This window comes from Nonomuraea sp. NPDC059023 (assembly GCF_042740095.1).
Taxonomy (GTDB): domain Bacteria; phylum Actinomycetota; class Actinomycetes; order Streptosporangiales; family Streptosporangiaceae; genus Nonomuraea.
This window is the reverse complement of sequence record NZ_JBHYIO010000009.1, coordinates 292,430-307,282: the sequence shown is the minus strand read 5'-3', so window position 1 is coordinate 307,282 and position 14,853 is coordinate 292,430. Positions and strand designations below refer to the sequence as shown.

General features: G+C 68.2%; 13 protein-coding genes and 2 rRNA genes. 4 read left to right on the top strand and 11 right to left on the bottom strand.

The window, feature by feature from the left end; all coding sequences use genetic code 11:
- Both ACFWYW_RS18445 and rrf read left to right on the top strand, forming a co-directional pair.
- Positions 1-81: ribosomal RNA gene (locus tag ACFWYW_RS18445) — 23S ribosomal RNA — on the top strand; the annotation flags it as partial.
- A 170-nt stretch (positions 82-251) separates the two neighbouring features.
- A 5S ribosomal RNA gene (gene rrf, locus ACFWYW_RS18440) occupies positions 252-368 on the top strand.
- A gap of 743 nt (positions 369-1,111) precedes the next feature.
- Here the strand turns inward: rrf and ACFWYW_RS18435 are convergent.
- Positions 1,112-1,876, bottom strand: coding sequence for a PhzF family phenazine biosynthesis protein (locus ACFWYW_RS18435; RefSeq protein WP_379626131.1), 765 nt, complete (start codon positions 1,874-1,876; stop codon positions 1,112-1,114).
- A 167-nt stretch (positions 1,877-2,043) separates the two neighbouring features.
- Here ACFWYW_RS18435 and ACFWYW_RS18430 point away from each other — a divergent pair, with 167 nt between their 5' ends.
- Positions 2,044-2,424 carry a cell division protein SepF gene (locus tag ACFWYW_RS18430; protein WP_184976456.1) on the top strand — a complete coding sequence of 127 codons (381 nt, stop codon included), beginning with the start codon at positions 2,044-2,046 and terminating at the stop codon, positions 2,422-2,424.
- On the opposite strand, the gene ACFWYW_RS18425 is transcribed toward ACFWYW_RS18430, so the two are convergent.
- The 5 genes from ACFWYW_RS18425 to ACFWYW_RS18405 all read right to left on the bottom strand — a co-directional run bounded on the left by ACFWYW_RS18425 (position 2,421) and on the right by ACFWYW_RS18405 (position 9,584).
- Positions 2,421-3,749: a hypothetical protein gene (locus tag ACFWYW_RS18425; protein WP_379626128.1), complete on the bottom strand. Its 1,329-nt coding sequence runs from the start codon at positions 3,747-3,749 to the stop codon at positions 2,421-2,423. The genes ACFWYW_RS18430 and ACFWYW_RS18425 overlap by 4 nt on opposite strands.
- A 162-nt stretch (positions 3,750-3,911) precedes the next feature.
- Positions 3,912-5,639: an arginine--tRNA ligase gene (argS, locus tag ACFWYW_RS18420; RefSeq protein WP_379626126.1), complete on the bottom strand. Its 1,728-nt coding sequence runs from the start codon at positions 5,637-5,639 to the stop codon at positions 3,912-3,914.
- Entirely contained in the window at positions 5,636-7,921 is a 2,286-nt protein-coding gene (locus tag ACFWYW_RS18415; protein WP_379626124.1) for an HAD-IC family P-type ATPase, read from the bottom strand. The genes argS and ACFWYW_RS18415 overlap by 4 nt, the downstream gene beginning before the upstream one ends.
- A gap of 43 nt (positions 7,922-7,964) precedes the next feature.
- Entirely contained in the window at positions 7,965-8,984 is a 1,020-nt protein-coding gene (gene plsX, locus ACFWYW_RS18410) for a phosphate acyltransferase PlsX (RefSeq protein ID WP_379626122.1), read from the bottom strand.
- 42 nt (positions 8,985-9,026) lie between these two features.
- On the bottom strand, positions 9,027-9,584 hold the full coding sequence (locus tag ACFWYW_RS18405; RefSeq protein WP_379626120.1) for a DUF1707 domain-containing protein: 558 nt from the start codon (positions 9,582-9,584) through the stop codon (positions 9,027-9,029).
- A gap of 173 nt (positions 9,585-9,757) precedes the next feature.
- Between ACFWYW_RS18405 and ACFWYW_RS18400 the strand changes: the two genes are divergently transcribed.
- Positions 9,758-11,080, top strand: a complete 1,323-nt coding sequence (locus tag ACFWYW_RS18400) for a KamA family radical SAM protein (RefSeq protein ID WP_379626118.1) — start codon at positions 9,758-9,760, stop codon at positions 11,078-11,080.
- Positions 11,081-11,185: 105 nt separating this feature from the next.
- Here ACFWYW_RS18400 and ACFWYW_RS18395 read toward each other — a convergent pair whose 3' ends face one another.
- The 5 genes from ACFWYW_RS18395 to ACFWYW_RS18375 all read right to left on the bottom strand — a co-directional run bounded on the left by ACFWYW_RS18395 (position 11,186) and on the right by ACFWYW_RS18375 (position 14,576).
- On the bottom strand, positions 11,186-11,746 hold the full coding sequence (locus ACFWYW_RS18395; protein WP_379626116.1) for a dihydrofolate reductase family protein: 561 nt from the start codon (positions 11,744-11,746) through the stop codon (positions 11,186-11,188).
- 225 nt (positions 11,747-11,971) lie between these two features.
- The gene (locus tag ACFWYW_RS18390; protein WP_379626114.1) at positions 11,972-12,127 is read right to left on the bottom strand and encodes a hypothetical protein; all 156 of its coding nucleotides are present in this window, start codon (positions 12,125-12,127) and stop codon (positions 11,972-11,974) included.
- A gap of 101 nt (positions 12,128-12,228) precedes the next feature.
- Entirely contained in the window at positions 12,229-12,750 is a 522-nt protein-coding gene (locus ACFWYW_RS18385; RefSeq protein ID WP_379626112.1) for a YbhB/YbcL family Raf kinase inhibitor-like protein, read from the bottom strand.
- Between the two features lie 46 nt (positions 12,751-12,796).
- Entirely contained in the window at positions 12,797-13,666 is an 870-nt protein-coding gene (locus ACFWYW_RS18380) for an ABC transporter ATP-binding protein (protein WP_379626110.1), read from the bottom strand.
- Positions 13,659-14,576 (bottom strand): ABC transporter permease, encoded by a 918-nt coding sequence (locus ACFWYW_RS18375; protein ID WP_379626108.1) that lies wholly within the window; start codon positions 14,574-14,576, stop codon positions 13,659-13,661. Before ACFWYW_RS18375 ends, ACFWYW_RS18380 begins: the two co-directional genes overlap by 8 nt.
- Between the last annotated feature and the right edge of the window lie 277 nt (positions 14,577-14,853).

Below are 14,853 nucleotides of genomic sequence, written 5' to 3'. Positions count from 1 at the left end.
ACGATGGGGTTGATAGGCCGGAGGTGGAAGCACGGTAACGTGTGGAGCTGACCGGTACTAATAGGCCGAGGACTTGACCACAAAGCACACAGTCCCAAAAGGGGTTCTGCTGCAGGTGTGGTGGTTGCAGCGCTCTGTTACTCTTCGCCGGGTCCAGAGCAGCGCACACCGGTACTTCGGCAGACCATGATGGGTTCTGTTGCTCGCGTCCACTACGCAATTCTGAGACAGCAAGCAGTGTCTCGAAGGGTTGCGGCGGTTATGGCGGGAAGGAAACACCCGGTTACATTCCGAACCCGGAAGTTAAGCTTCCCAGCGCCGATGGTACTGCACTCGGGAGGGTGTGGGAGAGTAGGTCACCGCCGCACAAAAACATGCAAGAGGAGAAGGGGTCTGGCCTTAGGGTCGGGCCCCTTTTTCGCGTTCCGAAGGGGCTGTCCCGCCGTCGCGGGGTGGCCCCTTTTCTGCGTTCCCCCGGAGGCGCTGGGTTTCCCCGAGGCGCTGGCGACGGCTCACCGCCCCCACCCTGCACCGGCGGGGGCTTACCGCCTCCCACCCTGCACCGGCGAGGGCTTGCAGCCCCTCCCCGCCCGCCTCGCCTCCCACCCGCCTCCTATCCGCGTCGCCCTCCCTCACGCTTGTCGAGCGCCGGTGCGGCGAGCACCCTCCGCGGACGTGAACGGCGCAACGCGCACGGCGCCCGCCCGCAAGGGCTCGCCACCCTCCCGGCCACCTCGCCCTCCCAATCCACGGTGCCCTCCCCGACGCTTGTCAAGCGCCGGTGCGGCGAGCACCCCGCGCGGACGTGATCGGCGCAACGCGCACGGCGCTCAGCTCCGTCCCGCCACTTGTCTGGCGCCGGTGAGGTGAAAGGCTGAGCGGGCGTGTTTGGCGCAACGCGTACGGCGGCCGGGACTGTCCCCGCGTGTCCCTTGTGACATCTCGCTCTGAGTCTGTGTCCCGCCGCTTGTTCCGGAGACGGTGAGAAGCCGAGTGGGCGGGGACAGTGCAGCGTGCCGCAGCGGGGCCCTGGACCGGGGACCACTGTGCAACAGCGGGCCGCTGTGTGACCGCTGGGCAGAATGCGGCAGCGGGGTCTTGGGTGGGTCACCTAGATGTGGAGGTGGCTGGAGGTGATGGTGATGGCGTGGCCGGCCAGGTCTACTCGGGGGCCGCGGAGGGTGATGTGGATGAGGCCGCCTCTTTGGGATAGCTGGGCGGCGGTCATCGTGGTGCGGGCCAGCCGCGGCGCCCAGTAGGGGGCCAGGGCGCAGTGGGCGGAGCCGGTTACCGGGTCTTCGGGGACGCCGACCTTCGGGGCGAAGAAACGGGATACGAAGTCCGTGGAAACGCCGCGGGCCGTGACGATTACCGCACGTGCCGCCAGGTGTGACAAGGCGGTGATGTCCGGGGATAGGGTGCGGACTTGTTCTTCGGATTCGAGCTCCACCAGCAGGTCGCCTTTTGCGGTGCTGACCTGCACCGGGACGACGCCGAGCGCTTTTGCCAGGCCGGCTGGAGGAGTGGCGGGCGTCACTTCCTTGGCGGGAAAGTCCATTGTGATCATGCCATCTGTGGTGCGATTCACAGACAGGATTCCGCTGGCGGTCTCGAATTTGAGTTGGCCGCTCGCGGCGCCGGTCGAATACAGGACGTGGGCCGTGGCGAGGGTGGCGTGCCCGCAGAGGGAGACCTCGACAGCGGGGGTGAACCAGCGCAGTGAATTGTCCAGCAGGAATGCCGTCTCCGACAGGCCGATCTCGGCCGCTACCGCCTGCATCCAGGCCGCGGGCGCGGAGGACTCCAAGAGGCAGACCGCCGCTGGATTACCCCTGAACGCCACATCGGTGAAGGCGTCCACGGTGTAGACACGCATGGTTTGGATGCTATAGGCCGCTTGTAATCCAGCTGCAACCAGGGTGCTAGCCGTACAAAATGGAATAAGTGCTGGGCGTGTCGCATGGCGAACGAGGAATCGTCGGTTACCGTCCAATGTGTGGGGACGTGCCGATTACGGTGAGTTCCTGAGGAAAGGACATACCGATGGGGGCAGTGCGCAAGGTGGTGAGCTACCTTGGCCTGGGCGGCGTCGATCCTTACGACGAGGCCTACGAAGAAGAGCAGTACGAAGACGAGTACATGCCGGCGTCCGAGAGGGCGGCGAAGCGGTGGAGGTCCACCTCTGAGTCGTCACGCATTGTGATGGTGCAGCCGTTGAAGTACAACGACGCGCCGATGATCGGTCAGCACTTCCGCGAGGGGCAGACGGTCATCATGGACGTCACCGGCATGCCGATGCCCGAGGCGACCCGGATGGTCGACTTCGCCGCGGGACTTGCCTATGGGTGCGAAGGGCGGATCGAGCGCATCGCCGACCGCGTCTTCCTGCTCGCGCCGGCGCATGTGGAGATCGAGACCACCTAGGCGGCGCGAGGGCCGCGGCGGATCAACCGGTTGACATCGGTTGAGTCCTCCGCTGCCTGTTTGGCGCGGGCTTCGGCCTCGCGGGCGTAGGCGTGGAGAGCCCACACCGCGCCGTCGGCGAGTTCGCGAAGCTCGCTGAGTTGAGCGGTGACGTAACGACTATCCGCTTCGTTGGCCTGGTGGCGTTTGCGAAGTAGCCAGCCTCCCAGGCCGAGCATGGCCACGCCCAGCACTGCGAACAGGCCATGAACCACGAAGGCGACCACGGCGGCCACGCCGAGGGCGAGCAGCGCGTAGGCCGCGATCGGCGGTCGGCGCGGGATGATGCCCGTCGCCACGATCTCTTGTTCTGCCTGTGCGAACGATTCCTGGTCCGGCCCTTCCGGGTGGAGCACGATGCGGTGCCCCAGGAGCGACACGGTGACGGTCGCGGGCGGCACCAGTTGGGTGTCGGACTCCAACTCGTCGGCGAACTCGCGCAGGATCGGCGCGGCCACGTGCAGGGCGATCGCCGCGAGGTGCGGATCGGCGCCGGGACGCAGGTCGTCCAGCAGATGCGCGGTCAGCGACCCCATGGGGCCCTCGGGGCCGCCGAGGCCGATCAGCGAGCGCAGCACCGCGATCGGCTCGTCCTCCGCCCAGGTGGTGGCGGGGCTGCCGGCGCTGTTCGTGAGCGGCGTGGAGGCCTCCTGGTCGGCCTGTTTGGCCGAGGTGATCTCGGTGCAGCGAGCGCGGAGCCGGGCGAGGCGGGCGGCGGCCTGCGCGGGACGGGCCAGTTCCGGGATCTCCGCCATTTCCGGAAAGTCCACGAGCGACTCGGGCACGACCACCGACGGCTCGCCGGGCGCGAGCGCCTGCACCCAGGCGCGCGGGTCGGCTTCTTCCTGTACGGCCAGCGCGTCCAGCTTCCGGAGCACGAAGATCTTGCCGGCCGGGCCGTACGCGCCACGGGCGGCGGCCAGCCACAACCCCCGCTGCCCATGCGTGACGGGCCGCTCGGTGGACAGCTCGCCGAAGGCGGTGCCGAGCCAGGAGGCGTGGATGCGGCCACCGTGGCCGGCGACGGCGAGCGCGAGGCAGAGGAACAACGCGGTCTTCTGCTGGTCGCGGCCGGCGGCTCTGGTCAGGGGTTCGATCGGATCGTCGCCGGACAGGATGGCGACCAGCGCTTCCACGGCGGGCGGCAGCCAGTAGCCGGGTACGTCGTGGAGTTCGTGTGTCTGAGGCGGCGCGGAGCCGTTGGCGGCCAGGTGCGCCAGCAGGGCCTCAGCGTAGCGGTGAAGCTCAGTCGCAGCTGGGGGGCTTGCGGTCAGATCCGTGCTCAAGGCGGAAACTCCCCCAAATATCGGCCTCACATTCATGACCGCGTAAAGCCTAGCCGGGGGGCGCGCCAACCAGAGGGAGGCGCGCCCACCGCCGCGTCTGAAGAGGGCGAGAAACCCCTCCAGACCTGGGCGAAGCAGGCGTGCACGTTAGCACGACATGTCTTACATACGGTCGGGTACCGGGACGCCCAAGAGGTCGAGTCCGGTTTCGATGACGCGCAGGGTCAGCGCGCACAGGGCCAGCCTGGACGCGCGGGTCTCGGCGTCGACGCCTTCCTTGAGAACGGGGCACTGCTCGTAGAAGGTGCTGAACAGGCTCGCGGTCTCGAAGAGGTACGCGCACAGGCGATGGGGCTCGATCAGGCTGCCCACCTGCTCGACGACGCTGCCGAACGACAGCAGGTGAAGGGCGAGCGCGCGCTCGGCCTCCTCGCCCAGCAGGATCGGGCCGGTCACCGCGGCCGCCTCGACCTCACCCCTGCGGAAGATCGACCGGATCCGGGCGGTGGCGTACTGCATGTACGGGCCGGTGTTGCCGGTGAAGCCCAGCATGCGGTCGAAGTCGAAGACGTACTCGCTGTCGTGGCTGACCGACAGGTCGGCGTACTTCACCGCGCCCATGCCGACGCCGTGGGCGATCTCGGCCCTGGTGGTCTCGTCGTAGCCGCGGTCGTCGATGGCGGCCGTCGCCCGGTCAACCGCCTCGTGCAGCAGGTCCATCAGCTTGACCGACGCGCCGGAACGGGTCTTGAACCGCTTGCCGTCCTTGCCGAGCATCATCCCGATCTGGATGTGTTCGGCGGAGACGGTGTCGGGCAGCCAGCCGGCCTGCTCGGCGGCGGCGAACACCATCCGGAAGTGGAGGGCCTGGTCGGCGCCGACGACGTAGAGGATCCGGTCGGCCTTGAGGTCGTCGACCCGGTAGCGGATGGCGGCCATGTCGGTGGAGGCGTAGCCGTACCCGCCGTCGCTCTTCCTGATGATGAGCGGCAGCGGCTTGTCGTCGGAACCGGTGAAGCCGGGCGGGAACAGGCAGAGCGCGCCCTCGCTGACGACGGCGACGCCCATCGCCTGCAGGTCGTCACAGGTCTTTTCGAGCATGGGGTTGTACATGCTCTCGCCGGCGATGTCGGCGTCGGTGAGCGTGACGCCGAGCATGTCGTAGAGCTTGTTGAAGTAGCGGATGGTCGCTTCCATGAAGACGTGCCAGAGCCGCATGGTCTCGGGGTCGCCGGACTGCAGCGTGGTCACCCGGACGCGCGAGCGGGTCTTGAACGTCTCGTCGCCCTCGAACTTGGCGCGGGCCGCCTGGTAATACTCGGTGCTGGCGCCGGCTTCGAGCTGCGCGACGGCGGCGTCCTCGCCGATGTCCAGCAGATGCTCGATGAGCATGCCGAACGGCGTGCCCCAGTCGCCCAGGTGGTTCTGCCGGATGACGGTGTGGCCGAGGTGCTCGAGCGTGCGGGCCATGGCGTCGCCCACGATGGTGGTGCGCAGGTGGCCGACGTGCATCTCCTTGGCCGCGTTGGGCGCGGAGTAGTCGATCACGATGCGCTGCGGCGGCGTGCTCTGGCCGACGCCCGCGCGGGGGTCGGCGAGCATGCGCCCGGCCTCGCCGGCGATCCAGGAGGAGTCGAGCGTGATGTTCAGGAAGCCGGGACCGGACACTTCCACCGTGCCGGGGAAGTCCGACATCTGCGCGCTGATGGCCTCGGCGACCTCCCGCGGCGCCCGTCGCAGTCGCTTGCCCAGGCTCATCGCGACGTTCGCCTGGAAGTCGGCGAACTGGGAGGGCCGGATCAGCGGGTCTGCGTCGGCGTACTCGGCGCCGAACGCGTTGGCCAGCGCCTGCTGGACGCGCTCGGTGAGCACTAGCTGCGGGTCGGTCATGTCTTAAGGGTACCGGTGACCTTGACCGCGATACTGATGGCGATGGCGGCCACCACGGACACTCCGAGCGCGAGCAGGTCGTTGCTCACGTCGGAGGGCGCGAGTGCGAAGAACCACCTGGTCAGCGGCACGGCGAAGGACACGGCGAACAGCACGGCCATGGCCGCGATCAGCACGATCTTCCACCACAGCAGCGGCCGCGCCACCAGGACCAGCACCCACCAGGTCGTGAGGAAGAGCGTGATGACCGCGGTGGTGCGGTCCTGGGTGAGCGTGGACGTCCCGGAGTGCGCCGCCCAGAACGAGAAGAACACCGCCGCCGCGCAGATCACCCCGGCCGGTACGGCGAAGCGCAGCACCCGTGGCACGAACCCGGGCCGGGACCGCTCGTTGCTGGGCGCCAGCGCCAGGAAGAACGCAGGAATGCCGATCGTCAGCGCGTTGACCAGCGTCGAGTGCCGCGGCTCGAACGGGAACATCAGCCCGAGCACCCCCACCAGCAGCGACAGCACGATGGCGTAGAAGGTCTTGGTGAGGAACAGGTTCGAGACCCGCTCGATGTTGGCCAGCACCCGCCGCCCCTCGGCCACGACGTACGGCAGCGTCGCGAACCGGTTGTCCAGCAGCACCACCTGCGCCACCGCCTTGGTGGCCGGGCTGCCCGCGCCCATGGCGATGCCGAGATCGGCGTCCTTGAGCGCGAGCACGTCGTTGACGCCGTCGCCGGTCATCGCGACCGTGTGCCCGCGCGACTGCAACGCCCCGACGAACTGCCGCTTCTGCACCGGTGTGACCCGCCCGAAGACGGTGTTCTTCTCCAGGATGTCGGCGAGTTTTTCCGGGTCGTTCTCGGGGAGTGTGCGGGCGTCCACGGCGCGTTCGCCGCCGGGGATGCCGAGCCCGACGGCGATGGCGGAGACGGCCTCGGGGTTGTCGCCGGAGATGACCTTGACGGTGACGTTCTGCCGGGCGAAGTAGGCCAGCGTCTCCTTGGCGTCGGGCCGGATGCGCTGCTTGAGCGTGACGAGGGCGACGGGCTCGGCCGTGCCCTCGCCGTCCAGCGACGAGGTACGGCACAGCGCCAGAACCCTCGCCCCGGTCGCGGCCAGTTCGGCGGCCCCCTCGAAGCCCTCGCTGCCCGGTTCGAGAAGGATGTCGGGAGCCCCGAGCACCCACGGGCCGTGCTCGGCGAAGTCGGCCCCGCTCCACTTCCTGGCCGAGGAGAACGGCACCGCCTCGGTGGCCGCCCACCCCGGCGGCATGGCCGGGAAGCGCTCCTTGATGGCCTGCGCGGTCGGGTTGGGGCGCGGGTCGACGTTGGCCAGGGCGGCGAGGGCGTCGTCGACCGGTTCGCCGCCGCGCAGCGGGAGCACTTCGTCGAGGTCCATGCCGCCGGCGGTGAGGGTGCCGGTCTTGTCGACGCAGAGCACGTCCACGCGGGCCAGGCCCTCGATGGCGGGCAGTTCCTGGACCAGGGTGTTGCGCTGGCCGAGCCGTACCACGCCGACGGCGAAGGCGATCGAGGTCATCAGCACCAGGCCTTCGGGGATCATGGTGACGATGCCGGCGACCGCGCCGGTGATGGCGGTGCCGAAGTCGGCCTCGTTGCGTACCTGGCTCCAGATCAGCAGCGCGCCGATGGGGATGACCAGGTAGGTGATGTACCGGATGAACTTGGTGATGCCGTCGCGCAGTTCGGAGCGGGCCAGGCCGAACTTGCTGGCCTCCTCGGTGAGCTTGGCGGCGTAGGCCTCGGCGCCGACCTTGGTGGCGACGAACGCGCCGCTGCCCGCGACCGCGAAGCTGCCGGACAGCACCTCGTCGCCCGGCTGCTTGTGTACGGCGTCCGCCTCGCCGGTGAGCAGCGACTCGTCGATCTCCATCCCGTCGGAGGCCACGACCTCGCCGTCGACCAGCAGCCGGTCGCCGGGACCGATCAGGATGAGGTCGCCCCGGACCACGGCGCGTGGCTCGATCTCCTGGTCCCTGCCGTCGCGGCGGACGCGGACCGGCGCCTCGTTGACCACGGCCAGCTTGTCGAGGGTGGCCTTGGCGCGTAGCTCCTGGACGATGCCGATGAGCGCGTTGAAGACGATGACCAGGCCGAACAGGCCGTTCTGCCACTCGCCGAAGATCATGATCAGCGCCCAGAGGATCGCGATCACCAGGTTGAACAGCGTGAACACATTGGCCCTGATGATGGCCCACAGCGAGCGGCTGGAGCGCCGCGGTGCGTCGTTACGTGGCGCGACGGCCACCTGAGCGGAAGTCAGCCCGTCCACACAACCCCCCGATGTTGTGGATCACCGGCAAAACACTACGGGGTCACCACAGGCGATGGGTGCGATGGGTGGCGGCGACGCGCTCGCCGACGCGGGTGACGATGCCGCCCTTGGCGAGGTCGGCGGCGAGCTGGCAGGCGGCGCTGACACTGGGCGCCTTCGACGATCCGTGCGCGATGACGACGGTGCCGTTCAGGCCGAGGAGTACGGCCCCGCCGTAGGCCTCGGCGTCGAGGCGGCGGTTCAGTTCGCGCAGCGTGGAGCGTTGCAGGATGGCGCCGAGCTTGGCCATGCGGCTGTCGCCGATGGCCCCCCTGAGCTCGCCGAAGGCGTAGCGGACCGAGCCCTCCATCGTCTTGAGCGCCACGTTGCCGGTGAAGCCGTCGGTGACGATCACGTCGGCGGCGCCGGTGAGCAGGTCGTAGCCCTCGACGTTGCCGACGAAGTGGAGGGAGGGGGAGGCGAGGAGGAGTTCGTGGGCGCGGCGGACCAGCTTGTTGCCCTTCTCCGCCTCGCTGCCGATGGTGAGCAGGGCGACGCGGGGTTTGCCGAGGCCGTAGGCGGTCTCGGCGTAGGCGGCGCCCAGGTGCGCGAACTGGACCAGCATCTCCGGTTTGACCTCGGCGTTCGCGCCGGCGTCCAGGAGGAGGGCGGGGTTGGGGCGGGTGGGCAGGGCCACGGCGATGGCCGGGCGCAGCACGCCCTGCTGGCCTTTGAGCCGAAGGCGGCCGGTGGCCACGATTCCGGCCGTGGATCCGGCTGACACGACGGCACTGGCGTTGCCCTGCCGTACCAGGTGGCAGGCGATCGCGATGCTGGAGCGGGGGCGGCGCAGGCTCGCCAGCGCGCCCTCGTCCATCGCGAGGGCCTCCTCGGCCCGCACGATCGGGATCTCCTTGGTGGCGCCGTGGTCGGCGAGGCTCTCGTAGAGCACGCGGGGCGGGCCGACGAGCACCACGGACAGGCCGCGCTCGCGCACGGCGTGGACCGCGCCGCCGATGATCTCGTGCGGCGCGTGGTCGCCGCCCATGGCGTCCAGTGCGATCGGCTTAATGTCGGACAACTCTCACCCCACACGCATCGTAGGCAGGTGGGGCGGCAGCCGTTACGCCAGGTTCCAGTCTGAGACCCCGCGCGTCACGATGACCTTGGAAAACGCGGAGGTGCCTGTCACCCGGATGAGTGGTCCGTCGCCCTCGACGCCGCCGGAGACGTTGCGCTTGCCGAACGCCGAGCCGCCCTCGTCGACCACCCTGGCATTGTCGGGCACCCGGACGATGACCTTGCTGAACCGGGCGGCGATGTGCAGGGTGATCTCGCGGCCGGGCAGGACGGCGTCGGACAGGTCCACGATCATCGCACCGAAGCGGGCGTTCAGCCGGGTGTGGCGGGAGGCGACCCAGCGGCCCTTTCTGATGATCTTGCTGAAGGTGGAGTTGATGTTCTGACGCTCGACCACGACGGGGGTGGACGCGCCGGTGATGTCGGGCAGGTCGCGGGTCAGGGGGATGAGTTCGCCGACCGTTTTGGCGGAATATGTGACATCCAGCCGGTCCGCGTGCTCGACTGTGGTGAGTCGTCCGGTGGCCAGGGCCTCGCTCAGCACCGCGGCGACTCGATCGCGGTCGGCATCTGAGGCACGCAGGACGGGATCGTCGGTCACAAACCGCAGTGTATGTCCTCTCGCGATATGTCGCGATAGGCGGTCCTCAGGAGAATCTTGGGTCCCAGCGGAACCAGAAGTGGCTTCGCACGCGTCCGGGTATAAGAACCCTAGACGCACGACTGGGTCGAGAGGTTTACATCCGATCGAACAAAAAAGATGGGAAAGGCCTAGTGATCTTGAACCAGGCAGGAACGCGACGCTTTCGGGCGTACACGTCCAAGCACCTCGACGAGCTGTTGCTGCGTGCGGGGCTCAGCGAGGAGGAACGTCTGAAGGTGCGCGCCGTCGCGACGGTGCTGCCCTTTCGGACCAACGCCTACGTCGTGGATGAACTCATAGATTGGTCGGCAGCGCCCGACGACCCGATGTACCGCCTCGTCTTCCCGCTGGCAGACATGTTGCCCGCGGCCGACGTGGCCAGGCTCGCCGACCTTCTCAAGGCCGAAGCGCCGACCGCCGAGCTGAACGCGGAAGCCAACAAGGTACGCGCGCAGCTCAACCCGCATCCCGCGGGGCAGATGGAGCTCAACGTCCCGCGCATCGGCAGGGAACCGGTGCCCGGCATGCAACACAAGTACCCGGAGACCGTGCTCTTCTTCCCCAAACAGGGGCAGACCTGTCACGCGTACTGCACGTACTGCTTCCGCTGGGCCCAGTTCGTCGGCGACGCGGACCTCAAGTTCGCCTCCGACGACATCGACCAGCTGGTGGCATACGTACGCCAGCATCCCGAGGTCACCAGCGTCCTGCTCACCGGCGGCGACCCCATGATCATGGGTGAGCCGGTGCTCAAGCGCTACATCGAGCCGCTGCTGGAGGTCGAGCAGCTCGAATCCATCAGAATCGGCACCAAGTCGCTGGCCTACTGGCCACAGCGATTCACCACCGACCCGGACGCCGACGACACGCTCCGCCTGTTCGAGCAGGTCGTCGCGGCCGGGAAGAACCTCGCCTTCATGGCTCACTTCTCGCACCTGCGCGAGCTGGACTCGCCGCTGGTGGAATCCGCAGTGGAGCGGATTCTCGGCACGGGGGCGACCATCAGGACGCAGGCTCCGCTGATCCGGTCGATCAACGACGATCCGGCCATCTGGTCAGGCATGTGGAAGCGGCAGCTGCGTATGGGGATGATCCCGTACTACATGTTCGTCGAGCGCGACACGGGACCACAGGACTACTTCGCGGTTCCGCTGGCCGACGCGTACGAGGTCTTCCGTGAGGCCTACGCCTCCGTCTCCGGGCTCTGCCGCACGGTGCGCGGGCCTTCGATGTCGGCCACGCCCGGCAAGGTGTGTGTGGACGGCGTCACCGAGATCGCCGGCCAGAAGGTCTTCGTGCTTCACCTCATCCAGGCACGCGATCCTTCGCTCGTCGGCCGGCCGTTCTTCGCACAGTACGACCCGCAGGCCGTCTGGCTGACGGACCTGCGCCCGGCGTTCGCCGACAGGTTCCCTTTCGAGACCGGCGTCGCCACCGCCAGGCTGTCCGCCTGACGGTTCAAACCGAGCCCCCAGCCCGTGACCCCCGTGGTGACGGGCCGTCTGGGGGCTCCTTTTTGTGCCCATCTTTTTGTGCCCATCGCCCGGTACGCCCGCCGCTCACACGGGCTTCGGCTCGTAACGCAGGGCGGTGATGCCGCACGCGAACGGCGTGGCCGACACCAGCCGCAGCCGCTGGGGCGTGCCGAGGTCGGGAAAGACCGGCAGGCCCTTGCCGATCGCGGCCGGCTCGACCAGGAGGTTGAGCTCGTCGATGAGGCCGTGGGCCAGCAGGCTCGCCACCAGCTCCGCGCCGCCGTAGGTGACGATGTCGCCGCCCTGGGCGGACTTGAGGCGCCGGACGGCCTCGACCACGTCGGCCTCCACCTTCGTGTTGTCCCAGGGGGAGTCGGTGAGGGTCCTGGAGATCACGACCTTGGGCGTGTCCGTCATCCAGGCGGCCGACTCCTTGTCCTCGCCCTCGGGTTCGGCGGCCCAGTGCGGGATGAAGCCCTCGGCGAGCTTGCGGCCCAGCAGGATCGTGTCGACGCCCTCGGTGATGGCGCTGACGTAGGTGCCGAGGTCTTCGCTCCACGGGGTGGAGATCCAGTCCATCTCGCCGTTCGGGCCGCCCATGTAGCCGTCGGCGGTGATCTGGAGCTGAAGCTTGAGCTTGCGCATGTCGTGCGTCCTTCCGGGGGTGTCTTCCAACTGGCTTCAGCTTGCCGGGCACCCCTTACGGAACGTTTAAGACATTCCTAACCTGCGCTTATGGGCTGTCTGGGCCCGCCAGGCGGCCTTGCGCGGCCCGGAAGCCCCCACCTGCGGCCGCACAGCCCGCCGGCGCCCCCGGAGTCGGCGCGGGGGCCGCAAGGCCGCGGTGCGCCCTTGTAGGACGCTTCCCGGTCAGAAGACGCGTACGGCGGTGCGGCGGGCGATCTGGGCCTGGAGACGGGCCATCTGCCAGTGGAGTTCGATGAGTTGCTCGGCCAGCTGGGCCCGGGGCACCTCGGAAGGGTCCTCGATGGCCAGGTGGTCAATCGCGGTCGACAGCTCTCGCATCGCGCGCCCCCATTCCATCACGTGTCCTCAGGGGATCGAATTAACGTTCGAATCCTATCGGAACATGTGGGGGCGCGTCAGCGATTTGGGGCTGGTGGCACTCAGGTTTCGTACACAGGTGCGAGATAGCCGCGAGCCAGCGTGTTGGCCGTGATGTTGAAGCCCACGACCGCCGCCGGGGTGTCCGGGTCCAGGCCCAGCGACTCCACGCTCAGGGCGTGGACGGCGAACAGGTAGCGGTGGGGGAAGCCGGGGGGCGGGGCGGCGCCGCCGTACGCCTTGGTGCCGAAGTCGTTGCGGGCGTGCACGCCCGCCTTCGTGTCGGCGGCGCCCGCGCCCGCCGGGAGCTCGGTGACGTCGGCGGGGATGTCGAACAGGAGCCAGTGCCAGAAACCGCTGCCCGTGGGGGCGTCGGGGTCGTAGCACGTCACGGCGTAGCTACGGGTGCCCTCCGGGGCGCCGGACCAGCGCAGGTGGGGGGACTGGTTGCCACCGGTCATGCCCCAGTCGTCGAACACGTGGGCCTCGGCCAGGCGCTCGCCGTCGTGTACGTCATCGCTCTCGACGGCGAGGGCGGGGACCTCGGGCAGGAAGTCGTAGGGGATCGGTGGCCGCGCGGACATGTCTACCTCCGAAGGACGGGTTCGTACGCCCCATCTTTATCGGAGATCAGCCCTTGTTGTAGGCCGTCATCACTTCCTTGGGATCCCCGTCCATCTTGATCTTGCCCTTGTGCAGCCAGATGACCCGGTTGCAGGTCTCCTCGATGACCTTGTGGTCGTGGGAGACGAGGAAGACGGTCCCGGCGGACTCCCGGATCTGCTTGATGCGCTCCTGGCTCTTCTTGCGGAACTCGCGGTCGCCGGTGGCCAGGGCCTCGTCGATGAGGAGCACGTCGTGGGTCTTGGCGCTGGAGATGGCGAAGCGCAGGCGGGCGCCCATGCCGGAGGAGTAGGTGGACATCGGCAGCTGGACGAAGTCATCGATGCCGGAGAAGTCGACGATCTCCTGGTACTTCTCCCTGACCTCGGCCGGGGTCATGCCCATGGCGTAGCAGCCGAGCACGATGTTGCGCTCGCCGGTGAGCTCGCGCATCAGCGCGGCGTTGACGCCCAGCAGGGACGGCTGGCCGTCGGTGTAGACGGCGCCCGCGTGGGGCGGAAGGAGGCCGGCGATGGCGCGCAGGAGCGTGGACTTGCCCGAGCCGTTGCGGCCCACGATGCCGATGGCGTCGCCGTGGTAGGCCACGAAGGAGACGCCCTTGACGGCGTGCACCTCCTTCATCTGCGGCCGGCCCTGGCGCTTGAGCATGCGGACCAGCGCGCTGACCGCGTTGCCCTTCTCGTGGTCGGAGGCGGCGCTGTAGACGCGGTAGACGATGTGGAGGTCGTCGACGACCACGGTCGGAGTGCCCGTCGGGGCGTCCACAGGCTTGTGACCGGTGGGCTCCGGGTTGGGGTACACCCTGACGTCCTTGCTCGCGGCGACGCCGGGCTCCTCGCCCTTCACCTGTGACAACTCCTCCGTCAGCTCAGCCACGCCCGTACCTCTCCTCGGCCCGCCAGAAGTACCAGAAGCCGAAAACGAGAGCGAACAACGCCCAGAATACGCAGCCCGCCATGGCGAACGGAGGGGGGTTGTGGGCCTTCGGCATCAGGATGTCGCGCATGACCTCGATGTAGGAGGCCGCTGGGTTGAGATACATGACGTTGGCGACCCACTGGGGGAGACCGGCACCGCCGACGACCTTGTCCTGGATGGAGAAGAAGACGCCGGAGGCGTAGAGCCAGGTGCGCATGATGAACGGCAGGAGCTGGTTCATGTCGCGCATGTTCGAGCCGACGCGGGCCATCACGAGGCTGGCGCCGACGTTGAAGAGCGCCTGCAGGGCCAGCACCACGGGGATGAGCAGCCAGAGCAGCGTGGGCGGCTCGCTCCAGACCACGATCAGCAGCAGCACGCCCATCGAGATGCCGAGCTGCTGAAGCTCCTGGATCGTGTACGCCAGGGGCAGCGCGGCACGCGGGAAGTGAAGCGCCCGGATGAGCGAGAGGTTGCCCGAGATGGACTTGGCGCCCGCCGTCACCGAGCGTTGGGTGAAGGTGAAGACGAACATTCCGGTCAGCAGGAAGACCGGATAGTTGTCGATCCGGTCGGCGCCGCCGAGGATCAGGCCGAACATGACGAAGTAGATCGCGGCGTTGAGCAGGGGCGTCAGCACCTGCCACAGCTGGCCGAGGGCGGAGCTGGAGTACTTCGAGACGTTGCGCGAGGTCGCGTACGTCATCATGAAGTGCCGCCGCTCCCAGAGCTGGCGCAGGTAGACGTGGAACCTCGGCCGTGCGATGGCACGGCGAAGCCCGTATCTCTTGGCGAGCTTGGCCAGCGGCTCCTGCGCGCTTCGGCCGCCCGCCTGGGCGTCCGCGACCGCGGATTCCGGCTGGCTCATGGCATGGACTCTATTGGATTCGGGTCGGTGGGGTGCCGGTCACGGCAGTTCGCCGCGGTCTGTTGGACGGGTTTTGCGGGCCGCTGGGTTCCCGTACCCCCTCAGCACAGCACTTCTCCGGTCAACACCCCAAGTGGATGGCCTCAGCACACCGTCTGGAGGGGTATTTTTACTCAACTGTTCACGTCCTGACCTGTCCTATTACGCGTGGTTGGTGGCTTTTTGCGCGTCTTGTGGGAAATGTCTGTGACGTTGGATAGGCGCACGTGTGACCGAA